At 67.3% G+C, this 22,397-nt stretch carries 17 protein-coding genes; 13 read left to right on the top strand and 4 right to left on the bottom strand.

The window, feature by feature from the left end; all coding sequences use genetic code 11:
- Positions 1-136: 136 nt before the first annotated feature.
- A complete protein-coding gene (locus tag V3391_RS05060) occupies positions 137-751 on the bottom strand; it encodes a TetR/AcrR family transcriptional regulator (RefSeq protein WP_332077312.1) in 615 nt (204 codons plus the stop codon).
- Positions 752-883: 132 nt separating this feature from the next.
- Here V3391_RS05060 and V3391_RS05055 point away from each other — a divergent pair, with 132 nt between their 5' ends.
- From V3391_RS05055 to V3391_RS05035, 5 genes are read left to right on the top strand one after another with little or no spacing between them, the layout of a single operon-like run.
- Positions 884-2,047, top strand: a complete 1,164-nt coding sequence (locus V3391_RS05055) for an isovaleryl-CoA dehydrogenase (RefSeq protein WP_232135147.1) — start codon at positions 884-886, stop codon at positions 2,045-2,047.
- Between the two features lie 10 nt (positions 2,048-2,057).
- Positions 2,058-3,665, top strand: a complete 1,608-nt coding sequence (locus V3391_RS05050) for a carboxyl transferase domain-containing protein (protein ID WP_332077311.1) — start codon at positions 2,058-2,060, stop codon at positions 3,663-3,665.
- A 22-nt stretch (positions 3,666-3,687) separates the two neighbouring features.
- Complete coding sequence (locus V3391_RS05045; RefSeq protein ID WP_332077310.1) at positions 3,688-4,476, top strand: enoyl-CoA hydratase-related protein; 789 nt, start codon at positions 3,688-3,690, stop codon at positions 4,474-4,476.
- Positions 4,473-6,539: an acetyl/propionyl/methylcrotonyl-CoA carboxylase subunit alpha gene (locus tag V3391_RS05040; RefSeq protein ID WP_332077309.1), complete on the top strand. Its 2,067-nt coding sequence runs from the start codon at positions 4,473-4,475 to the stop codon at positions 6,537-6,539. The genes V3391_RS05045 and V3391_RS05040 overlap by 4 nt, the downstream gene beginning before the upstream one ends.
- On the top strand, positions 6,536-7,438 hold the full coding sequence (locus tag V3391_RS05035) for a hydroxymethylglutaryl-CoA lyase (protein ID WP_332077308.1): 903 nt from the start codon (positions 6,536-6,538) through the stop codon (positions 7,436-7,438). The genes V3391_RS05040 and V3391_RS05035 overlap by 4 nt, the downstream gene beginning before the upstream one ends.
- 32 nt (positions 7,439-7,470) lie before the next feature.
- Here V3391_RS05035 and V3391_RS05030 read toward each other — a convergent pair whose 3' ends face one another.
- Positions 7,471-7,842, bottom strand: a complete 372-nt coding sequence (locus tag V3391_RS05030) for an H-NS histone family protein (RefSeq protein ID WP_332077307.1) — start codon at positions 7,840-7,842, stop codon at positions 7,471-7,473.
- 160 nt (positions 7,843-8,002) lie between these two features.
- On the opposite strand from V3391_RS05030, the gene V3391_RS05025 reads away from it, so the two are divergent.
- The 5 genes from V3391_RS05025 to V3391_RS05005 all read left to right on the top strand — a co-directional run bounded on the left by V3391_RS05025 (position 8,003) and on the right by V3391_RS05005 (position 16,530).
- Positions 8,003-8,692 carry an RNA polymerase sigma factor gene (locus V3391_RS05025; RefSeq protein WP_332077306.1) on the top strand — a complete coding sequence of 230 codons (690 nt, stop codon included), beginning with the start codon at positions 8,003-8,005 and terminating at the stop codon, positions 8,690-8,692.
- On the top strand, positions 8,685-9,755 hold the full coding sequence (locus tag V3391_RS05020; protein ID WP_332077305.1) for a FecR family protein: 1,071 nt from the start codon (positions 8,685-8,687) through the stop codon (positions 9,753-9,755). Before V3391_RS05025 ends, V3391_RS05020 begins: the two co-directional genes overlap by 8 nt.
- 115 nt (positions 9,756-9,870) lie before the next feature.
- Entirely contained in the window at positions 9,871-12,141 is a 2,271-nt protein-coding gene (locus V3391_RS05015) for a TonB-dependent receptor (RefSeq protein ID WP_332077304.1), read from the top strand.
- 118 nt (positions 12,142-12,259) lie between these two features.
- The gene (locus tag V3391_RS05010; protein ID WP_332077303.1) at positions 12,260-14,374 is read left to right on the top strand and encodes a TonB-dependent receptor; all 2,115 of its coding nucleotides are present in this window, start codon (positions 12,260-12,262) and stop codon (positions 14,372-14,374) included.
- Positions 14,375-14,391: 17 nt separating this feature from the next.
- Entirely contained in the window at positions 14,392-16,530 is a 2,139-nt protein-coding gene (locus tag V3391_RS05005; protein ID WP_332077302.1) for a prolyl oligopeptidase family serine peptidase, read from the top strand.
- Positions 16,531-16,598: 68 nt separating this feature from the next.
- On the opposite strand, the gene V3391_RS05000 is transcribed toward V3391_RS05005, so the two are convergent.
- Positions 16,599-17,522, bottom strand: coding sequence for an AraC family transcriptional regulator (locus V3391_RS05000; protein ID WP_332077300.1), 924 nt, complete (start codon positions 17,520-17,522; stop codon positions 16,599-16,601).
- Between the two features lie 162 nt (positions 17,523-17,684).
- Here V3391_RS05000 and V3391_RS04995 point away from each other — a divergent pair, with 162 nt between their 5' ends.
- The 3 genes from V3391_RS04995 (at position 17,685) to V3391_RS04985 (ending at position 21,143) form a co-directional block, all read left to right on the top strand.
- Positions 17,685-18,734, top strand: coding sequence for an NAD(P)-dependent alcohol dehydrogenase (locus tag V3391_RS04995; protein ID WP_332077299.1), 1,050 nt, complete (start codon positions 17,685-17,687; stop codon positions 18,732-18,734).
- Positions 18,735-18,759: 25 nt separating this feature from the next.
- Positions 18,760-19,809 carry an alpha/beta hydrolase gene (locus V3391_RS04990; protein WP_332077297.1) on the top strand — a complete coding sequence of 350 codons (1,050 nt, stop codon included), beginning with the start codon at positions 18,760-18,762 and terminating at the stop codon, positions 19,807-19,809.
- Between the two features lie 119 nt (positions 19,810-19,928).
- Complete coding sequence (locus V3391_RS04985) at positions 19,929-21,143, top strand: MFS transporter (RefSeq protein WP_332077296.1); 1,215 nt, start codon at positions 19,929-19,931, stop codon at positions 21,141-21,143.
- A 148-nt stretch (positions 21,144-21,291) separates the two neighbouring features.
- Here the strand turns inward: V3391_RS04985 and V3391_RS04980 are convergent, their stop codons facing one another.
- Positions 21,292-22,389 carry a branched-chain amino acid aminotransferase gene (locus V3391_RS04980; protein WP_332077295.1) on the bottom strand — a complete coding sequence of 366 codons (1,098 nt, stop codon included), beginning with the start codon at positions 22,387-22,389 and terminating at the stop codon, positions 21,292-21,294.
- Positions 22,390-22,397 lie beyond the last annotated feature (8 nt).

The following is a 22,397-nucleotide window of genomic DNA, read 5'->3' as shown; positions in this document are numbered from 1 at the left end:
TCGTCTCCGAGAAAATTGTCACGCAACCGTATCGAGTAGGCCTGAAGCTGCAACTGGAGCGCAGGCCATCGGCTCGCAGCACTTCGGCGATCTCGTCGCATCGCTATGTTCAACTGTGAGCGGGCGCCGCTAGGGGCTATCCAACCGACCCAGCCGCCCGCAAACACACCTCCCGGATCGACTCCACCAGCTGCGACGGCCCCGACGTCTTCTCTTTGAGGATCGGCGCCACCGGTCCGACCAGCGCTTCGGTGAACGCGCCGACGATGCAGGCCGCCGTGACGTCGGCGTCCTGGGCGGGGAATTCTTTGCGTTCGATGCCGGCCAGCAGGATGTCGCGGAAGACTTCGCCGAAGCGGCGGCGGCCGCGGATACGTTCGGCGTCCACTTCGGGGTCGACGGGCTCGGCGATGAAGGCGTAGGCCAGGGCCGGGCCGGCGAGGGCGCGGCGTACGAAGGCTTCGATGGCGGCGCCCAGCTGGTCGCGGGCGTCGGTGTGGGCGGCGGCCGCGCCGCGCAGGATCACGATCTCGGCGTCGATGGCGACGGTCAGCACTTCGACGAACAGTTCCGTCTTGGACGGGAAGTAGCGGTAGATCAGCCCGGTCGACACGCCGGCCTCGGCGGCGACGGCGGCCACCTGCGCCTCGCGGAAGCCGCCCACGGACACCAGCGTGCGCGCGGCGTGGACGATCCGCTCGCGGTTGCGGGTCATCCGCTCTTCCATCAGGTCCGAACGCCGGTAGCTCAAAACGTGATCCTCAGTTCAATTTTTGAATATTAGTTCAATTCTTGCCCGGAACCCGCTAGCCTGTGCCAATCGGGACCACTGCGCAGGCGCGATGCCATGCGGGTCGTCGTCCCCGGGAACCTGGAGTCCAGCATGCGTATTCCGTCCATCGATTTCCAACTCGGCGAAGAGATCGAGATGATCCGCGAGTCCGTGCAGGACTTCGCCGCGCAGGAGATCGCGCCGCTCGCCACGCATGCCGACGAGGCCAACCAGTTCCCGCACGCGCTGTGGACCAAGCTCGGCGCGCAGGGTCTGCTGGGCATCACGGTCGAGGAAGAATACGGCGGCACGGGCCTGGGCTATCTGGCCCACGTGGTCGCGATGGAGGAGATTTCGCGGGCCTCGGGCGGCATCGGTCTGTCCTACGGCGCGCACTCCAATCTGTGCCTCAACCAGCTGCGCAAGAACGCCAGCGAGGCGCAGAAGCAGCAGTACCTGCCGAAGCTGTGCAGCGGCGAGTACGTGGGTGCGCTGGCGATGAGCGAGCCGGGCGCGGGTTCGGACGTGGTGGGCATGAAGCTGCGCGCGGAACTGCGCGGCGACCGCTACGTGCTCAACGGCAACAAGATGTGGATCACCAACGGCCCGACCGCCGACGTGCTGGTGGTCTACGCCAAGACCGATCCGGATGCCGGCCCGAAGGGCATCACCACCTTCATCATCGAGAAGGGGTTCAAGGGTTTCTCGACCGCGCAGAAGCTCGACAAGCTCGGCATGCGCTCGTCGGATACCTGCGAGCTGGTGTTCGAGGATTGCGAGGTGCCGGTCGAGAACGTGCTCGGCGAGGTCGGTGGCGGCGTCAAGGTGCTGATGTCGGGTCTCGATTACGAACGCCTGGTGCTGTCGGGCGGCCCGCTCGGGCTGATGGCCGCGGGTCTCGATGCGGTGTTGCCGTACGTGCACGAGCGCAGCCAGTTCGGCGAGGCGATCGGCAATTTCCAGCTGATGCAGGGCAAGGTCGCCGACATGTATGTCGCCTACAACGCCTGCCGCGCCTACGTGTACGCGGTGGCGAAGGCCGCCGACGCCGGCAAGATCACCCGTCAGGACGCCGCGGGCGTGATCCTCTATGCCGCAGAGAAGGCGACGTGGCTGGCCGGGCAGGCGATCCAGGCGCTGGGCGGCAACGGCTACATCAACGAGTACCCGGTGGGCCGCCTGTGGCGCGACGCCAAGCTCTACGAAATCGGCGCGGGCACGTCGGAGATCCGGCGCATGCTGATCGGCCGCGAACTGTTCCGCCAGACCAGCTGAAGGAGCACCGATGGCCATCCTGCAGAGCCGGATCGACCCGGCCGGTGAGAGTTTCCAGACCAATGCCGCCGCGATGCAGACGGCGCTCGACGATCTGCGCGCCACGCATGCGCGCATCGCCCAGGGCGGCAGCGAAGCGGCGCGCGAGAAGCACCGCAAGCGCGGCAAGCTGCTGGTGCGCGATCGCATCGATGCATTGATCGATCCCGGCGCGCCGTTCCTCGAGGTCGCGCCGATGGCAGCGCACGGCATGTACGGCGGCGAGGTGCCCAGCGCGGGTGTCGTGGCCGGCATCGGTCTGGTCAGCGGCGTCGAATGCATGATCGTCGCCAACGATGCGACGGTGAAGGGTGGCACCTACTACCCGATCACGGTGAAGAAGCATCTGCGTGCGCAGGAGATCGCGCAGCAGAATCGTCTGCCGTGCATCTATCTGGTCGATTCCGGTGGCGCCTTCCTGCCGATGCAGGACGAGGTGTTCCCCGACCGCGACCATTTCGGCCGGATCTTCTACAACCAGGCCAATCTCTCGGCGCAGGGCATTCCGCAGATCGCCTGCGTGATGGGCTCGTGTACCGCCGGCGGCGCCTACGTGCCGGCGATGAGCGACGAGACGGTGATCGTCAAGGAACAGGGCACGATCTTCCTCGGCGGCCCGCCGCTGGTGAAGGCGGCGACGGGCGAGGAAGTGGACGCCGAATCGCTGGGCGGCGCCGACGTGCACACGCGCATCTCGGGCGTGGCCGATCACTTCGCCGAAGACGATCTCGATGCGCTGGCGCGCGTCCGCGACATCGTGGCCTCGCTCAACTGGCGCAAGCAGGGCGAGCTGCTGACGCAGGCGTCGGAAGAACCGGCGTATCCGGCCGAAGAACTCTATGGCGTGATTCCGGCCGATACGCGTAAACCGTATGACGTGCGCGAGGTGATCGCGCGGCTGGTCGACGGCTCGCGCTTCGACGAGTTCAAGGCGCGCTACGGCACCACGCTGGTGACCGGCTTCGCGCATCTGCACGGCTATCCGATCGGCATCGTCGCCAACAACGGAATCCTGTTCTCCGAGAGCGCGCTAAAGGGCGCGCACTTCGTCGAGCTGTGCGCCAAGCGCGGCATTCCGCTGCTGTTCCTGCAGAACATCACCGGCTTCATGGTCGGCAAGAAGTACGAGAACGGCGGCATCGCGCGGGATGGCGCCAAGCTGGTGACCGCGGTCGCCTGCGCGAAGGTGCCGAAGTTCACGGTCGTCATCGGCGGCAGTTTCGGCGCCGGCAATTACGGCATGAACGGCCGTGCGTATTCGCCGCGCTTTTTGTGGATGTGGCCCAACGCCCGCATCGGGGTGATGGGCGGCGAACAGGCGGCCGGTGTGCTGGCCACCGTGCGTCGCGACGGCATCGAAGCCAAGGGCGGCACGTGGTCAGCGGAAGACGAGGACGCGTTCAAGGCGCCGATCCGCGAGCAGTTCGAGCAGCAGGGGCATCCGTATTACGCCAGCGCACGACTGTGGGACGACGGCATCATCGATCCGGCCAAGACCCGGCGCGCCCTGGGGCTGGCCCTGTCGGCGGCATTGAACGCACCGAACGAAGAGACGAAGTTCGGCATCTTCCGGATGTGACCGGGCGCGACGAGGACACCCAATGACCGACACACCGAATATCGAAATCGAACGCAACGGCGCCGTGGCGACCTTGTGGATGGATCGACCCGAGCGTCACAACGCGTTCGACGAACACCTGATCGATGCGATCGATCGCGGCCTGCAGACGCTGGGCGCCGATGACAGCGTGCGCGTCGTCGTGCTCGCCGGACGCGGCCGCAGTTTTTCGGCCGGCGCCGATCTCGACTGGATGCGCCGCGCGGCCAACTACGACGTCGCGCGCAACCGCGACGAAGCCGAAGCGCTGGCGCGCATGTTGCGTCGCCTGGCGGAACTGCCGAAGCCGACGATCGCGCGCGTGCATGGCGCGGCGATCGGTGGCGGGCTGGGCCTCGTCGCCGCCTGTGATATCGCGGTCGCCAGCGACAAGGCTGTGTTCGCGACATCCGAGGTCAAGTTCGGATTGATTCCCGCGACGATCGGCCCGTACGTGCTGCGCGCGATCGGTCCGCGCCAGGCCGCGCGCTATTTTCTGACCGCTGAGCTGATCCAGCCGGCGAAGGCCTACGAGATCGGACTGGTGCATGAGCTCGTCGCCGACGACGCGCTCGACGCCGCGATCGACACGCTGGTGCAGGCGCTGGCGCTGGGCGGCCCGAATGCGCAGGCCGAATCCAAGCGGCTGATCCGCGATCTCGATGGCCAGACCATCGGGGATGCATTGATCGCCGACACCGCCGCGCGCATCGCCGGCATCCGCGCTACCGACGAAGCTCGCGAGCGGCTGGACGCCTTCCTGTCCGCACGCCGCGCAAAGGACGCCCGATGACCACTGGAATTTCCGAAGGCGCGCTGTTCGACACCGTGCTGATCGCCAATCGTGGCGAGATCGCGTGTCGCATCATCGCGACCTGTCGCCGGCTCGGCATCCGCACCGTGGCGGTGTACTCCGACGCCGATCGCAATGCGCGCCATGTGCGTCTGGCCGATCAAGCCGTGCACATCGGACCATCGGCTGCGCGCGAGAGTTATCTGCGCGCCGACAAGCTGCTGGACGCCGCACGCCGCACCGGCGCGCAGGCGATCCACCCCGGCTACGGCTTCCTCTCCGAGAACGCGGCATTCGCGCAGGCCTGCGCCGATGCCGGCGTGGTCTTCATCGGCCCGAAGCCGTCATCGATCCAGGCGATGGGTGACAAGCGCGAAGCCAAGGCGCTGATGCAGGCCGCCGGCGTGCCGGTGACGCCGGGCTATCACGGCGACAACCAGGATCCCGCGTTCCTGCAGCAGCAGGCCGACGACATCCGCTACCCGGTGCTGATCAAGGCCAGCGCCGGCGGTGGCGGCAAGGGCATGCGTCTGGTCGAAAAGCGCGAGGACTTCGCGGCGGCGCTGCTGTCGTGCCAGCGCGAGGCCGAGAGTGCGTTCGGCGATGCGCGCGTGCTGATCGAGCGCTACATCGTGCGACCGCGCCACGTGGAGATGCAGGTCTTCGGCGACAGCCACGGCAACGTGGTGCATCTGTTCGAGCGTGACTGCTCGGTACAGCGCCGGCATCAGAAGGTGCTGGAAGAAGCGCCCGCGCCCGAACTGAGCGGCGCGCAGCGCGAGGCGATGGCGCAGGCAGCAGTGGCCGCCGCGCGCGCAGTGGATTACATCGGCGCCGGCACGATCGAATTCATCGTCGGCGAGGGCGGCGATTTCCACTTCATGGAAATGAACACCCGGCTGCAGGTCGAACATCCGGTCACCGAACTGGTCACCGGCATCGATCTCGTCGAATGGCAGTTGCGCGCGGCCGCCGGCCAGGCGCTGCCGCTGCGCCAGGACCAGATCCACCATCACGGCCATGCGATCGAAGCGCGTCTGTATGCAGAAGACGCGCTCAAAGGCTTCCTGCCGTCGACGGGCACGCTGCAGGTCATGCAATTCCCTGAAGCGAGCGCGCATGTGCGCATCGACACCGGCGTGGAGCGGGGCGACGCGATCAGCCCGTGGTACGACCCGATGATCGCCAAGCTGATCGTCTGGGACGAGGACCGTCCGCGTGCGCTGCAGCGTCTGCGTCAGACCATCGATGCGGTGCGCGTCGTCGGCGTGACGACGAATGCGGTGTTCCTCGGCCGTCTCGCGCGCCAGGCGGATTTCTCTGCTGCGCGCTTGGATACCGGACTCGTTGCACGCGAGATCGACACGCTGCTCGCGCCGCTGCCAGAGGCCGACGAAGCGGCGTGGATGCTGGCCGCGCTCGGGTTCTGGGCGCAATCCCAGTCGGCGAAAGACGACGCGACTTCCAATCCCTCTCCCTCCGGGAGAGGAGCAGGGGTGAAGGTCGCTTCTCCGTGGACAATCGCCGACGGCTGGCGCCTCGACACCCACGCCGCACGCTTCATCGAGTTGTCGGCGAACGGACAACACCGCCGCATCGCGGTACGTGAGGACCACGACGGCCTGCGCATCGGCTTCGACGGCGAGGCGGCCAGTCCTGTCAGCTTCCAATGGACCGCACCGACGCTGACCGCCGCCCTTGACGGCGTGCGTCGCAATGTTGACGTGCTGGTGCAGGGCGCGCAGGTGGTCCTGTATCGCGGCGAAGACCGCTTCGTGTTCGAACACGTCGACCCGCTGCATCGACACGCCGGCGCGGAAGCGCACGCCGGCGCGGTGATCGCGCCGATGCCGGGCCGCATCGTGGAACTGCTGGCGCCGGTCGGCACGCCGATTACCAAGGGCACGCCGCTGCTGGTGATGGAAGCGATGAAGATGGAACACACGCTGCAGGCGCCGCACGACGGCGTGGTCAAGGCGTTCCTCGCGAAACAGGGCGACCTGGTGGCCGATGGCGCCGTGCTGGTCGATTTCGTCGAAGGCGATGCGGAGTCCGCGGCATGAGTGATTTCATCCGCGTCGTCGAGGTCGGTCCGCGCGACGGCCTGCAGAACGAGAAGGCACTGGTGCCGGCCGCGACCAAGATCGCGTTGATCGACCGGCTGTCCACCTGCGGTTTCCAGGTCGTCGAAGCCACCAGCTTCGTCAGCCCGAAGTGGGTGCCGCAGCTGGCTGATGCCGAAGACGTGCTCGCCGGCATCCAGCGCTGCGACGGCGTGGCCTATCCGGTGCTGGTACCCAATGCGAAGGGTCTGGAACGTGCGCTGGCCGCCGGCGTGCGGCACATCGCCGTGTTCACCGCGGCCTCGGATGCGTTCAACCTCAAGAACACCAATATCGACGTCGACGGCTCGCTCGAGCGGCTGAAGCCGGTCGTCGAGCAGGCACGCGCTGCGGGCGTCTCGGTACGCGGTTATGTGTCCACGGTGCTCGGCTGCCCGTACCAGGGCCACGTGCCGCTGGTCGACGTGGTGCGCGTGGCCGAGGCCCTGCACGCGATGGGCTGCGACGAGATCTCGCTCGGCGACACCATCGGCGTCGGCACGCCGGCCAAGGCGCGCGAGATGCTGCTGGCCTGCGCGCAGACCGTTCCGATGACGCAGCTCGCGGTGCACTTCCACGACACCTACGGCCAGGCGCTGTCCAACGTGCTGGCGTGCTTGGAAGCCGGCGTGCGCGTGGTCGACAGCGCGGTCGGCGGGCTCGGCGGCTGCCCCTACGCGAAGGGCGCCAGCGGCAACCTCGCCACCGAGGATCTGCTGTACATGCTCGACGGACTGGGGCTGCGCACCGGCGTCGACCTGCAGGCCGTGACCAACACGGCGGTGTGGATCAGCGGCGAGCTCGGGCGCAAGCCGGCCAGCAAGCTGGCGACGGTGGCGCTGGCGAACGCGGCGGGCTGATCCGGGCTGACGCGACCGGTCGCAGCCCTGACTCAGCCCTGCTTGAAGACGGTCCGCTGACCGATCGGACTGCTCTTCTTCGCAGTCGGCCGGGCCAGGCCTGGAATGAGGAAGTCCGCGGCGCTCTGTCCGCGCTTGGTCTTTTCCGCCAGCCAGCGTGGCATGCGGCCACGGCCGGACCAGGTGTTCCGCCTGTTCTGCGGATCGCGATACTTCGCCGCGACCTTCGCCCGCTTGCCCTTCTTCGCGCGCCTGGCGGCGACGGGACCCGGAGGCGCGGCGTCGATGAGTTCTTCGATCGCGTAGCCCTGGGAAAGCACGAACGCGATCAGTTCGGCGCGGACGACCGCGACAGGTCGACGGCGTGACAGCACCGCCTTGCGTCGCTCGGCGGCGGCCAACAATGCATCGAGCTCGCGGAGGCTGAGCGCGTCGATATCTGGTTTCATGGCGACGAGCGTCGGGCCGACTCGGCAGTCTGTCAATCAAAGCTTCTCGCGGGCGGGGTGATCTCGGCAGGTGCGCATCACAGGGGCAGCTTCCGATGCCGGCAATTCGAATCGGATGGGCTTCACCCGGATCATCGACGAGCGCACCGCCAAGCTGAGCGGCCGCCCAACGTGCCACGATGCGCCATCCCGGGGCATTTCACTTTCGGGCCCCTGGTTCGTTGATGTGTCCATGCACGATCAAGACGATCCCGTCCTCCACCCGGATCCGCCCGACGGCCCGCAACCGCGGGGCGATGCCGAGCATCTGGTGCGCGCGTTCAACCAGTCACTGGTGCGGATGCTCCAGGTGCGGCTGCACTCCTACGACGATGCGCGCGACGTCGCCCAGGAGGCCTACGCCAAGCTGCTGAGCCTCGGCCCGGACGCGGCCATCGGCTTCCACCGTGCCTATCTGTTCCGCATCGCCCAGAACCTCGCCACCGATCTGCTGCGCCGTCGTGCCTACACCGAACGCAGCGCGCCGGACGTGCTGGAGTTCCATGCCGACCCCGCCGCCAACCCCGAGCGGGCGGCCGGCGCAGCGCAGGCCGTGGCGCGCCTGCCGGCGCTGCTGGCCGAGCTTCCCTTCAATTGCGCCGAGGCGTTCCGTCTGGTCCGGGTGGAGCAGCTCAGCTTTGCCGAGGCCGGCGCGCGCCTCCAACTGACCGAACGCATGATCCGAATTCATGTTGCACGAGCGCTGGCGCATTGCCAGCTACGCCTGGAAGGCATCACCGAGGGACGGGAGGGATCCGATGACTGACACGACCGCTGAGCGGCGCCGCGTTGTGGTGCGCGAGGCCAGCGAATGGCTGGTGCGCCTGCAGGACGATGATCTGCTCGACACCGAGCTCATGGCGTTCGGCCACTGGATCGCTGCATCGCCCGAGCATGCGGCGGCCTTCGAAGAGGTCGGCGCCTTGTGGGATGCCGCAGGCGGGCTGGATTCCGGCAACCTGCTGCAGGCGCGCGAGCGGCATGCCGGGCCTGCGCCGGTTCCTGCGGCATCTGCCGGACGCCGGCGATCGCGCCGACCGCGTGTCCTGCGTTGGGCCGTGGGCCTCGCCGCATCCCTGGCCGTTGTCGCCGGCGCGGTGCATCTGCTGCAGCCACAGGACGCGGCCGTGCTCCATTACGCGACCGGCATCGGCGAGCGACGCCACATCGCGCTGGACGACGGGTCCACGCTCGATCTGGACGCCGGCACAGAAGTGGTTGTCCGCTATGCAGACGACCGGCGCAGCGTCGAGCTGCAGCGTGGTACCGCGTTCTTCGATGTCGCGCATGCGCCGCAGCGGCCGTTCTTCGTCGATGCCGGCGCCGTGCAGACGCGGGTACTGGGCACGCGATTCGCCGTGGGACATCGCGCCGATGGTGATATCGCGGTGACCGTGCTGCAGGGCCGGGTGCGCGTCAGCGAATCGTCGGGAACAGATCCCGGCACCGGATTCGAAGCGACCGCAGGACAGCGCGTGGATTTCCGGGTCGCACAGGGTCTCGAACCGCCACGCGGCATCAATGCGGAGCTGTCCACTGCCTGGCGCGGCGGCACCGTGGTCTATCAGGGCGAGCGGCTGGCCAACGTCATCGCCGATCTCAACCGCTACTCCCGCGTGCCGGTGCAGTTGCAGGATCCGGCGTTCGGCGACATGAAGGTGACGGGGCGCTGGGAATTGGGCGGCGTCGACCGTTGGCTCGACGGGCTGGCCCGTTCGGTCGGGTTCCGCGTGGTGCGCGGTGCGGATGTGGTCTTGCTGTCACGCGACGCAGATGCGAACAATGGATCGCACCGCAGTCCGGACACCTCGGGTAGCGGCGTGGACTGAGAGATCGCCTTTGCCCGTTTCGAAGCATCGTCACACGCCCGGGCGCACACGCGCCGCATGCGCGTACGCGGCGCTTCGCAAGCGGGCAGGGCTGGGGCTTCTGGCCGCAGCGCTGGTGTGCGCACTGTCGGCGCCAGCGGCGGCTGAAGAGAGCGAGACGCGTCTGCTGTTCTGCGTCCCGGCGCAACGGCTCGACGAAGCGCTGCTCATGCTCGCGCAGCAGGCGGATGTGCAGCTGGCGGCCTCGGGCGATCTGGACCAGGCGCGGCACAGCGGCGAAGTCAGCGGTGTGATGTCGCTGCGCGCGGCGCTGTCGAGGCTGCTCACGGGCACGGGCTACACGTTTTCCCTGATGCCGGACGGCGTGGTCACCATCCTGCGTGCCGATGCATCGCCCGGTGCGAAACCGGCAGCACCGGCCGTGCCGGTGTCGCCGCCGTCCACCCAGAATCTCGCGCACGTCGTGGTATCGGCGCGTCGCCGCGACGAACTCTGGATCGACGTACCGATGGCGGTGTCCGTTCTCGATGGCCGTGACCTCGCTGCACAGGGCATCGAGAACGTGGCGGCCTCGCTCGCACTGGTGCCCGGCGTGACTGCGATCGATGCCGGCGCGGCGTTCACCCAGATCCAGATCCGCGGCGTCTCCAGTTCGCTGGGCGGCAACGACAACGGCTATTACCTCGACGATCTGCCGTTCACCGGGGTCACGGTGCCGTGGCATCCCGATACGCGCATCTTCGATGTCGAGCGCCTGGAGATTCTCAAGGGCCCGCAGGGCACCCTGTTTGGTGAAGGCTCCATGGGCGGCACCGTGCGCATCCTCACCCGCGCGCCCGAGATGGAACGCATGCGGGCCACCCTGCAGACCGGACTGGTCAGTACGCAGAGCGGCGGCAGTGGCGGCTCGGTCCGCGCGATGGGCAACCTTCCCCTGGTGCGGGACACGCTTGCGATGCGCGCGGTGGTCACCCGTGAGGTGCTGCCCGGATGGGTCGATGCCGCCGACGGAACACGCGACATCAACGAACAACGCATCCGGACCGAACGCGTCCGGCTGCGCTGGTCACCGGACGACCGCTGGCTGACCGATCTCAACGTCGTGCACGCGCAGACCGATGCGCCGGGTGGGGATTACGCAGCCGACGACACGTTGGCATCGAGCCTGCGTCTCGCGAACAGAACGGCCTGGAACAGCGCGAGCCTCTCGACGCAACGGGTGCTGCCGCATTCCCGACTGACCCTGCTGGGTTCGCGGGCCGTCCTGGACACGCGGATCGCAGGCGACCTCACACCGACGACCGCGCTGTCCGACGACATCCGCATCGAATCGCGGAACCTGGAGCTCAGGTGGGCGTCGCTCGGGGGTGGCAATCTGGACTGGCAGGCGGGCATCTCGCGTCGCGATGCGATACGCCGGGACTGGATCGCGATCAACGACACCGCGTTCGACGAAACGGTGCGCAATCGCGCGGATGCCGTGTTCGGCGACGCCACGCTGCACCCGCAGGCGGCGCGCTGGTCGATCGGCGCGGGTCTGCGCTACTTCCGCGAGGATGCGCAGGCACGCGCGCTCGTGTCGAATGAACCCGATGCAGGCGAGATCCGGGCGAGCAGCGACCGGTGGATTCCGCGCGTGAGCCTGGGCTGGCATCTGCCGGCATCAGGCCTGGTGTACGCGAGCACGAGTACCGGCTTCCGCTCCGGTCTGGCCCAGCCGGTCAGCAGCCGCGTCTACGCGCGTGCGGCCGGCATCGCCGTCGCCGATCATCTCGATCCGGATCGGCTGGTGTCGCACGAAATCGGATTCAAACGATTGCTGCAGGATGGTCGCTGGCGTCTGCAGGGTGCGCTCTTCCGCAGTCGCTGGCACGGATTGCCCGTGCGCGTGCCGATCGACGACGCCAACAATGCACTGGCCAATTCCGACGGCGCGCGCATCCACGGCGCGGAACTCGAGCTGCGTTTCCAACCCGACGAACGCCTGGACCTGAGTGCCGGCGCGACCTTCGTTGATGCCCGCTACAGCGCCGACGTCGTCGACACGCCGATCCGGCGTGGTGCTCCCGTATACAACGTGCCGCAGGTCAGTCTCGCCGGCACAGCACGTTACAGCTGGCCGTTCGGCCGCCACCTCGCGAGCATCGCAGGGACCGTCAAACATCATTCGCGTCGACGCACGGGGCTGCTGGGTCGCATGGACGGCGGCGATCCGATCACCGCCCTCGACGTGCGCATCGGCCTGGAATCGATCCGATGGGGCATGTCGCTCTACGTCGACAACGTCACCAACGAGGACGGCGCGATCGACGGCCGCAGCAGTTTCGTACAGGCCACGCGCCTGCGGCCGAGGAGCCTCGGTCTGGAAGTGCAATACAGCTACTGAGCGCCTTTGCACGAATTCCATTTCACTTTCCACCTCCTGGTTCGTCACAGCTTCTGAATCCGATCCTGCGCGACCCGTGCGCAGGGACGGCCCATCGCTGTGTCCACCGGAGTCCGCCGTGTCTGCCTGCCTCATTCCAGAAAGCCCGCGTCACCGTCTCAGCCTCGCCATCGTCGCCGCATTGCTGTGCGTGCCGGCCGCCCATGCACAGGACACCGCGTCCGGGCGGGCGACGCCGTCGAGTGATGAAGCCACCACGCTCGGCACGGTGATCGTGTCCGCGCGCAAACGCGACGAGCGCCAGCTCGACGTGCCGATCGCGATCACCGCCGTGACCGGCGAACAGATCGACGCGATGGGTCTGCGCAATGTCGTGGATGTAATCAACGTGACGCCGGGCGCGTCCTCGATCGACAACGGCGGCGGTTTCACCCAGGTGCAGATCCGCGGCGTGTCGAGTTCGCTCGGCGGCAACGACAACGGTTACTACGTCGACGAAACCCCGTTCACCGGCGTCACTGTGCCGTGGTACCCGGATACGCGTTCGTTCGACATCGATCGCGTGGAGATCCTGAAAGGCCCGCAGGGCACGCTGTTCGGCGAAGGTTCGATGGGCGGCACCGTCCGCATCCTGACCCGCAAGCCGGAGTTCGACCGTTTTGCCGCTGGCGTGGAACTGGATGCGTCCACGGTCAAGGACGGCGGCAACGGCCGCGGCGCCAAGGCCTACGTCAACGTGCCGCTGGTCGACGACCGCCTCGCGCTGCGCATCGTTGCGACCGACGAGCACACGCCGGGCTGGATCGACGACTCGGTCACCGGCGCGCAGGACGTCAACGACAGCGACGTGCGCACCTTCCGCGGCAAGCTGCGCTTCGCACCGACCGATCGCTGGAACATCGATCTCGCCTACTGGAAATACAAGAACGACAGCACGGCGGCGAGCAACACCGCCTACGACGACATGACCAACAACTCGTTCCTGGCGAGCGACAACAGTTGGGACTCGAAGAGCCTGACCAGCGTCTACGACTTCGAAGACTCGCAGATCGTCTACGCGTTCTCGGACGGCAACATCCACTATCCGCAGGACGGCGCGCTCGGCGGCGGCCTCACGCTGACCGCCGAGATCGACATGGGCATCCGCACCCACGAGCTGCGCTGGGCGTCCACCGGCGAGCGCGCAATCGACTGGACGGTCGGCTATTACAAACGCGATGCCGAGCGCATCGATGCGATCGAGATTCCGGGCATCATCAGCAGCAACTCGCGGCAGACCAACAAGGCGCAGGCCGTCTTCGGCGAAGTCACGGCAGAGCTGCCTGATCCCGCGTGGTCGCTGACCGCGGGCCTGCGTTACTTCGAGGACAAGATCGACGCGATCGACGTCGGAAGCGACGGCAGCGTGTCGACCTTGAACGGCACCTTCGACAGCTGGAATCCGCGCCTGAGCCTGTCGTGGAAGCCGGCCGAGAACGCGACGATCTACGTGAGTGCCGCCAAGGGCTTCCGCTCCGCGCAGCTGCAGCCGATCAGCTCGATCCTGCTGGCGCAGCAGTTCGGTGTGGATCTGCCGTCGGTCATCGACGCCGACACCATCGTGACCTACGAGCTGGGTGCGAAAACGACTCTGGCCGATGGCAAGGTGCTGCTCGAAGGCGCGGTGTTCCGCAGCAACTGGGACAAAGTGGCCGTGCGCGTGCCGATCACCCCGCAGATCAACGGTCTGGCGAACTCCGACGGCACCACGACCAACGGCGTCGAGCTCAACCTCGTCTATCAGCCCAACCAGGCAGTGATGCTGCAGGTCGGCGGCAGCTGGATCGATGCGGTGTATTCGGAAGACGTGCCGAACACGCCGCTCAACAAGGGAACAGCGGTCTACAACGTGCCCAAGACCACGCTGCACGCGTCGGCGTCGTACGGCTGGGACATCGGCGAGCAGCTGCGCGGCACCGTCAGCGGCTACGTCAATTACAGCTCGGCGCGCGAGACCTCGCTCACCACCGGCACGCCCGGTGATGCGCTGACGCAGCTCAACCTGCGCACCGGCCTGGAATCGCCGGCCGGCTGGGCCGCCTATCTCTACGGAAGCAATCTGACCAACGAGAAGGGCGCCATCAACGCACGCGGGGCGACCGAACTGGATGCCGACGGTGCCTTCGTTCGCTTCGGCCCCGCCGACCGTCTGCAGCCGCGCACCTTCGGCGTGCTGCTGCGCTACGACTACTGATCCACGGAGATCACACCATGCACAACTCACTACGTTCCGGACTGATCGCACTGGCGATCGTGTCGCAGGGCTTCGTCGCGGCCGCACACGCCGACCATGATCTCCAGTGGCTGGAAGATCCACACGGCACGCGCGCGCTCGAATGGGCGCGCGAGGCAACGCAGCAGACCAAGGCACGGCTGTCCGCACTGCCGTCGCATGCGGCACTGCGCAATGCGCTCGATACGGTACTGGCACAGCCGCCGGTCGAAGCCGACCGCTTCCTGCTCGGCACCCGTGCCGCACGGGTGTTCCGTGATGCCTCGCATCCTTACGGCCTGCTGCAGACCAGCCCGCAGGATGCCTCCGGGGCCACCGGCGAATGGACCACCGTGCTCGACGTGGCTGCGCTGCGCGAGAAGGAGGGCATTCCGTTCGAGCTGCAGGCCTACGACATGGGCAGCAGCTGCCTGGCGCCGGCCTATGTTCGCTGTCTGCTGCGGTTGTCGCCCGCGGGTGGCGACGAAGTCGAGATCCGCGAATTCGATCTGGCAAAGGCCGATTTCGTCGATGCCGGATTCCGCGTTCCGAAGACGCGCGCGTTCGCGAACTGGATGAGTGCGGACCAGATTCTCGTCGCACACGCACTGGGCGATGCGCCGAAGACGATCGCCGGCTGGCCGGTGGCGTACCAGATCTGGAATCGCGGACAGCCGCTCGCGAACGCGAAAACCGTATTCGAGGGCCAGCCTTCGGACGCGATCATCCAGGCGAACGTCGTGCAGACCGGCGACGGTCCGATCGCGGTGATCACGCGGGCGATCGACTACTCGACGTTCGCGTCGACAGTGCTCGACGCGTCGGGTGAGACACACGACGCGCCGCTGCCGCAGAAGCTCAAGCCCTTCGGCGTCCTGGCGACGACCGATCGCCACGTCCTCGTGCAGCTTGCGGAAGATGCGCAGATCGAAGGCAAGCCCTACAAGGCCGAAGCGTTGCTGGCCTACGACGTCGATCCCGCGACGCCGACCGATCGCCGTGTCACCCAGGTCTATGCGCCTGCCGCAGGCGAATTCCTCGACAGTGCGCTCAGCGGCGTGGCGTCGGATGGATCGCACGTGTATGTGGTGCTCAACCGCGATCTGCGCCAGCGAGTCATGGCGTTCGAATACACCGCGTCCGGCTGGCAGGGACGCGATGTGTTCGAGGCCGCGCCCGGCGATTCGGTCACGGTGAGCAGCGGTGCCCATGACAGCGGCGGCGTGATGTCCGCAGTCGCGGGCTTCGTGACGCCGCGCACCCAGTCCGTGCAGAAGGCCGACGGCGCACGCCAGCTGCTGGCGCAGGATCCGTCCCTGATCGACGCGAGCCGCTTCGTCAGTGAAGTGGGCACCGCGACGTCCAAGGACGGCACGGTGGTCGATTACTTCCTGCTGCGCCCAAGCTCGCCGGCCAAGGGCCCGTACCCGTTGCTGATGACCGGATACGGCGCGTTCGGACTGTCGTTCCGCCCCGGCTATTTCGATGGGGTCGTCGGCGGCCCTGCATTGAAGCTGTGGCTCGAGAAGGGCGGCGCGCTTGCGATTCCTGCGATCCGCGGCGGTGGCGAGCGCGGCGCGGCCTGGCACCAGGCGGCACTCCGCGAGCAGCGTCAGAACTCCTATGACGACTTCATCGCCGTCGCCGAACATCTGATCGACAGCGGCGTGAGCGCGAAGGGGCACGTGGGCGTGTTCGGCATGTCGAACGGTGGCCTGCTGGCTGCGACCCTCGGTACGCAGCGTCCGGACCTGTTCTCGGCGATCGTCAGTGACGTGCCGCTGACCGACCTGATCCGCATGCGCCATATGGGTATGGGCGCTGCCTGGATGAACGAGTACGGCGATCCCGATGTGCCGGCGCAGGCGCAGGCCATGCTCGGCTACTCGCCGTACCAGAACGTCCGCAGCGGGACCGAGTATTCGCCGTTCCTCGTCACCATCTCGACCGAGGACAACCGCGTCGGCCCCGGCCACGCGCGCAAATTCGCGCATCGTCTGATGGACGTCGGCGCACCGACCTACTTCTACGAAGACGAGGAGGGCGGACACGGCGTCAGCGACGCGCTGCGCAATCCGGAACTGATGGCGCTGCGCATGAGCTTCCTCATCGACACACTGATGACGCCGGAAGACTGATGGCTGTCGCGAGGCCCCGCAGCTCGGGGCCTCGCATCTTTCCGGGCGGCAGGCGCGCCCTCATGGCGTCATCCAGCCACGTCCTGGCTGCGGAGCGAGGCGATGTCGCGCTTCGGCGGCGCGCCGAACAGACGGCCGTATTCGCGGCTGAACTGCGAGGGGCTCTCGTAGCCGACCTTGAACGCTGCACTTGCGGCGTCGGCATGTTCGTTGAGCATCAGGCGCCTGGCTTCGTTGAGACGCAGCCACTTCTGGTACTGCAGCGGGCTCATCGCGGTCAGCTGGCGGAAGTGCTGATGGAAGGTCGGCGCACTCATCTGGACGCGTGCGGCGAGATCCTCGATCCGCACCGCTTCGGCGTAGTGCAGCTTCAGCCAGTCGATCGCCCGCGAGACGCGGTGGCTGTGGCTGTCGACGGACGCGATCTGCCGCAGCCGCGCCGCCTGGTCGCTCAGCAGCAGACGGTAGTGGATTTCGCGCTGGATCAAGGGCGCCAGCGCAGGAATCGCATCGGGCTCTTCCAGCAATGCGACCAGACGGGCGAACGGGTCCAGCAACGCGGGCGTCGCGGTGCCGATCCCCACGCCGGTGCCGACGGGCCTTGCTGCACCTGCCGGAAAGCCACCCTGGGCGACCAGTTCGGCGAGCATCCGCAGATCGAGCTTCAGGGTCAGCCCCACGCAGGGCTGCGCGGCAGTGGCTGCAGTGACTTCCGAGTTGGCCGGCAGATCGAGCGACGTCACGAGGAAGCGCGACACGTCGTACGGATAGCCCGTCCCGCCGACCCACATCTGCTTGGCACCCTGTGCCACCAGCACGATGCTGGGCGGAACCATGCACACGACCGGCGCTGCAATCGCATTGCGCCGGAACAGGCCCAGACCAGGAATCGCCGTGCCGTAATCGCCCGTGTGCGGCAGGTGCGACTCGACGATGCGCGCGATCGACTGCGCCGGTGAGGCAGGGCGGGCAGGGGCGGGATAGGTGGTCATGGGGGCTCCGATGGCAGGCGGAACTCTAGCGCGCCGCCAGACTGCGGTTGTCGGAAACGCGGGCAGTTGCATCGGATCAGGCAAGAAACCCAGCGGAATGCAATACCGCCACCGGGCGCGTGCCGGAGAGGATGGCCACCTCTTCACCGACAGGACCACGCCATGTCGATCAATGCCTACGGCGCGCTTTCGGGCGACCGCCCGCTCGAACCGCTCCGGATCAGCCGCCGCGCACCAGGCGCCCACGATGTCCAGATCGACATCGCCTTCTGCGGCATCTGTCACTCCGATCTGCACCAGGCGCGTGCCGAGTGGGCCGGCACGATGTTCCCGTGCGTACCGGGCCACGAAATCGTAGGTCGCGTGGCGGCGGTCGGTTCCGACGTCACCGGGTTTGCGATCGGCGATCTCGTCGGCGTCGGCTGCATCGTCGACAGCTGTCGCGATTGCGCGGACTGCGGGGACGATCTGGAGAACTACTGCGATCACATGGTCGGCACCTACAACAGCCCGACAGCCGACGCGCCGGGACATACGTTGGGCGGCTACGCCGAGCAGATCGTCGTGCACGAACGTTACGTGCTGCGCATCCGCCATCCCGATGCGCAGTTGGCGGCAGTCGCGCCTCTGCTCTGCGCCGGCATCACGACCTATTCGCCGCTGCGCCACTGGAACGCGGGTCCCGGCAAGAAAATTGGTGTCGTCGGCATCGGCGGGCTCGGTCACATGGGCCTCAAGCTGGCGCATGCGATGGGCGCGCACGTGGTCGCGTTCACCACGTCGGAATCGAAGCGGGATGCCGCCAGAGCGCTGGGGGCCGACGAGGTGGTCGTGTCGCGCAATGCGGACGAGATGGCCGCGCATGCCAAGAGCTTCGACTTCATCCTCAACACTGTCGCGGCACCGCATGACCTCGATGCGTTCCTGGTGCTGTTGAAGCGCGACGGCACGATGGCACTGGTGGGCGCGCCCGCATCGCCGCATCCATCGCCCCAGGTGTTCAACCTGATCATGAAGCGGCGTTCGATCGCGGGTTCGATGATCGGCGGCATCGCCGAAACGCAGGAAATGCTGGATTTCTGTGCAGCGCACGACATCGTCTCGGACATCGAACTGGTCGACGCAGACCAGATCAACGCGAGCTACGAACGCATGCTCGCCGGCGATGTGAAGTACCGCTTCGTCATCGACACCACCACGCTCGCCGCCTGAGCGCCGACCTCCAATGGAGCACACCATGAGCCGACGCTTCGCGCCGCTGGCACCCCTCGCACTGGCGGCAGCATTGCTGGCCAGTCCCGCCCACGTCTCCGCCGCCGATCTGTCCCGCGGCGCCGACAACTTCTACGTCAGCGATGCAGTGGACATCCGGAAGGTCACATTCCGGAACCAGTACGGCATGACCGTCACCGGCAATCTGCATGTGCCGAAGACGCTCGATCGAAGCCGCCGTCACGCGGCCCTCGTCGTCGGGCATCCGATGGGCGCGGTCAAGGAACAGAGCGCGAACCTCTACGCGGCGAAGATGGCCGAGCAGGGATTCGTCACGCTCTCGATCGATCTGTCGTTCTGGGGCGAAAGCGCGGGCGAACCGCGCAACGCGGTGTCGCCCGACATCTACGCCGAAGACTTCAGTGCAGCCGTCGATTTCCTGCGCACGCAGACGTTCGTCGATGCCGACCGCATCGGCGCGATCGGCATCTGCGGCAGTGGCAGCTTCGTGATCAGCGCGGCGAAGATCGATCCGCGCATCCGCGCGATCGCGACCGTCAGCATGTACGACATGGGCGCAGCGAACCGGCAGGGACTGCGCAACGGCGTGAGCGTCGAGCAACGCAAGGCCGCGATCGCCGAGGCCATCGCACAACGCGATGTGGAGTTCGCGGGCGGCCCGACGCGCTACACCAGTGGCAGCGTGCATGCGCTGGACGCGAAGTCCACGCCGATCGAGCGCGAGTTCTACGATTTCTACCGAACGCCCCGCGGTGCGTTCACGCCTGCCAGCGCTTCGCCGGAAACGACCACGCATCCCACGCTCACCAGCAATCTGAAGTTCCTCAACTTCTACCCGTTCAACGACATCGACACGATCTCGCCGCGGCCGATGCTGTTCATCACCGGCGACAGTGCGCACTCGCGCGAGTTCAGCGAGGACGCCTATCGTCGCGCCGGCCAGCCGAAGCGGTTGCTGGTGGTGCCGGACGCGAGCCACGTGGATCTCTACGACCGCGTCGACCTGATTCCGTTCGATGCACTGACGACGTTCTTCCGCGACGGTCTCGAGTGAGCCTCGCGGCCACGCTTTGACACCTCGCCGCGGGGCGCCGGTCGCGGCGTCATGCGGCGCAGCCCGTGACGCCCAAGCTCCGCGTCCGTGGCTGTCTGCTCTCCGACGGAATCCTCTGCATGTCTCCTGAAATCCGGAACGCCGGCCGCCGCGAGTGGGCGGCCGTGCTCGCGCTGTCGCTCGGTGCGTTCGCCCTCGTCGCCGCCGAGTTCATGCCGGTCAGCCTGTTGACGCCGATCGCCGTCGACCTGCAGGTGACGGAAGGGCAGGCGGGGCGCGCCATCGCGGTGTCGGGCGCGTTCGCACTCGTGACCAGCCTGCTCATCGCACCGCTCGCTGACCGCCTCAATCGCAAATGGCTGCTGCTCGGGCTCACCCTGGTCATGGTGGCCTCGGGCACGCTGGCCGCACTCGCATCGACCTATCCCGTTTTCATGATCGGCCGCGCGCTCATCGGCGTGGCGATCGGCGGCTTCTGGTCCATGTCCGCGGCGACGGCGATGCGACTCGTGCCCGCGCACCAGGTGCCGCGCGCACTGGCGCTCGTCAACGGCGGCAATGCGTTGGCGGTGGTGCTGGCGGCGCCGCTGGGGAGCTACTTCGGCGCGATCGTGGGCTGGCGCGGCGCGTTCCTGTCGCTCGTGCCGCTCGCACTGGTCGCCTTCGTCTGGAAAGCGATCACGCTGCCGCCGATGCCGGCCACCGCCGTGCGCCCCGCGTGGAATGTGCTTGCGCTGCTGCGGCGCCCGACAGTGACGTGGGGCATGGTCGCCGTCAGCCTGTTCTTCATGGGGCAGTTCGCGCTCTACACCTACGTGCGCACGTACCTCGAGACCGTCGCGCACGTCGAGGTCGGCACGCTGTCCATGCTGTTGCTGCTGCTCGGCGTCGCAGGCGTCGTGGGCACGCTGGTGATCGAGCCCTTCATCCGGCGCGGCATGTACACGACGCTGGCGCTCCTGCCGCTGCTGATGGCCGGCATCGCCATCGCGCTGGCACTGACCGGCAACCGGCTTCTGATGACTGCGTTGCTGCTGGGATGCTGGGGGCTGTTCGCAACGGCCGCGCCCGTTGCCTGGTGGACGTGGCTGGCGCGCACGCTGCCGCACGACAGCGAATCGGCGGGCGGTCTGATGGTCGCCGCGGTGCAACTGGCGATCGCTTCCGGCGCGACTTTGGGCGGCTTGCTGTTCGACAGCGCGGGCTATCGGATCACGTTCTTCGCGAGCGCAGGACTGCTGATCGCGTGCATGGTCGCGGCCGCGCTCACGTCGCGTGCGGCACGGCGCGAAGCGGATGGGATGCGGCTGCAGACCGGCGTGGTGACCGGCTGATCGGAAGTCCGCAGGTCGAACGCCTTGCGCGTCTCTCGCACCGCTCGACCGGTTGCATCCATCCAGATCCGGCGTGTTCCCCGGTGCTTTCAGCCACAAGAAAACGGCCCGCAATGCGGGCCGTTTCCGTCACATCTGACGCGATGGATCAGACCAGGCGCGTCAGCCAGCCATGCCGGTCCGGCGCGCGGCCGTACTGGATGTCGAGCAGATCCTTGCGGATGCCCATCGTCACCTCGCCCGGCTGCGCGTCCGCGTCGCCGACGCTGAAATCGGCGCCCTTGAGCACGCCGATCGGCGAGATGCTCGCCGCGGTGCCGCAGGCGAAGACCTCGGCGATTTCGCCCGAGCGCACGCCTTCGATCCACTCGGCGATCTCGACGCGGCGCTCGGTCACGGTGTGGCCGCGATCGCGCAGCAGCTGGATCACGCTGTCGCGGGTGATGCCTTCGAGAATGCTGCCGGTCAGGGACGGCGTGATGACGCTGCCGTCGCGCTGCACGAGAAACACGTTCATGCCGCCGAGTTCTTCGACGTACGTATTGGTTTCCGCATCGAGGAACAGCACCTGCGCGCAACCGTTCTCGACGGCCTCGCGCTGCGGCAGCAGCGACGACGCATAGTTGCCGCCGCACTTGGCCGAACCGGTGCCACCGCGGCCGGCACGTGCGTAGTCGCGCGAGAGCCAGATCGAGACCGGCTTGATGCCGCCCTTGAAGTAGGCGCCGGCGGGGCTGGCGATCACGTAATAGGCCACGCGACGCGCCGGGCGCACGCCGAGAAAATCCTCGTTGGCGATCATGAAGGGCCGGATGTACAGGCTCGATTCGCCACCGCCCGGCACCCAGGCTTCATCGGTCTTGACCAGTTGCCTGATCGACTCGACGAACAGATCCACCGGCAGTTCCGGCAGCGCCATGCGGCGGGCCGAATGCTGCAGGCGACGGCCGTTGGACTCCGGACGGAAGGTCCACACCGAACCGTCGGCATGACGGAACGCCTTCATGCCTTCGAAGATTTCCTGGCCGTAGTGCAGCACTGCGGCGGCGGGCGAGAACGTCAGCGGACCGTAAGGCCGCACGTGCGCGTCGTGCCAGCCGTCCTCGACGGTCCAGTCGATGGCGACCATGTGATCGGTGAAATGCACGCCGAAACCGGGATCGGCGAGGATCTTCTCGCGATCGGCCTGCTCGCGTGCCTGCTGCGAGGGGACATGGTGGAAGGTGGGGAACGTGGCGTCAGTCATGCGCGGGA

This window comes from Luteimonas flava (genome assembly GCF_036584485.1).
Taxonomy (GTDB): Bacteria; Pseudomonadota; Gammaproteobacteria; order Xanthomonadales; family Xanthomonadaceae; genus Luteimonas; species Luteimonas flava.
This window is presented reverse-complemented; position numbering and strand designations above follow the sequence as displayed.

Bases quoted from the DNA above. Each gene is read 5' to 3' on its own strand.
- V3391_RS05035 (WP_332077308.1), top strand. From the start codon at position 6,536: ATGAGTGATTTCATCCGCGTCGTCGAGGTCGGTCCGCGCGACGGCCTG.
- V3391_RS05050 (WP_332077311.1), top strand. From the start codon at position 2,058: ATGGCCATCCTGCAGAGCCGGATCGACCCGGCCGGTGAGAGTTTCCAG.
- V3391_RS04985 (WP_332077296.1), top strand. From the start codon at position 19,929: ATGTCTCCTGAAATCCGGAACGCCGGCCGCCGCGAGTGGGCGGCCGTG.
- V3391_RS05040 (WP_332077309.1), top strand. From the start codon at position 4,473: ATGACCACTGGAATTTCCGAAGGCGCGCTGTTCGACACCGTGCTGATC.
- V3391_RS05000 (WP_332077300.1), bottom strand. From the start codon at position 17,522: ATGACCACCTATCCCGCCCCTGCCCGCCCTGCCTCACCGGCGCAGTCG.
- V3391_RS04980 (WP_332077295.1), bottom strand. From the start codon at position 22,389: ATGACTGACGCCACGTTCCCCACCTTCCACCATGTCCCCTCGCAGCAG.
- V3391_RS05005 (WP_332077302.1), top strand. From the start codon at position 14,392: ATGCACAACTCACTACGTTCCGGACTGATCGCACTGGCGATCGTGTCG.
- V3391_RS04995 (WP_332077299.1), top strand. From the start codon at position 17,685: ATGTCGATCAATGCCTACGGCGCGCTTTCGGGCGACCGCCCGCTCGAA.
- V3391_RS04990 (WP_332077297.1), top strand. From the start codon at position 18,760: ATGAGCCGACGCTTCGCGCCGCTGGCACCCCTCGCACTGGCGGCAGCA.
- V3391_RS05025 (WP_332077306.1), top strand. From the start codon at position 8,003: ATGGGCTTCACCCGGATCATCGACGAGCGCACCGCCAAGCTGAGCGGC.
- V3391_RS05020 (WP_332077305.1), top strand. From the start codon at position 8,685: ATGACTGACACGACCGCTGAGCGGCGCCGCGTTGTGGTGCGCGAGGCC.
- V3391_RS05055 (WP_232135147.1), top strand. From the start codon at position 884: ATGCGTATTCCGTCCATCGATTTCCAACTCGGCGAAGAGATCGAGATG.
- V3391_RS05045 (WP_332077310.1), top strand. From the start codon at position 3,688: ATGACCGACACACCGAATATCGAAATCGAACGCAACGGCGCCGTGGCG.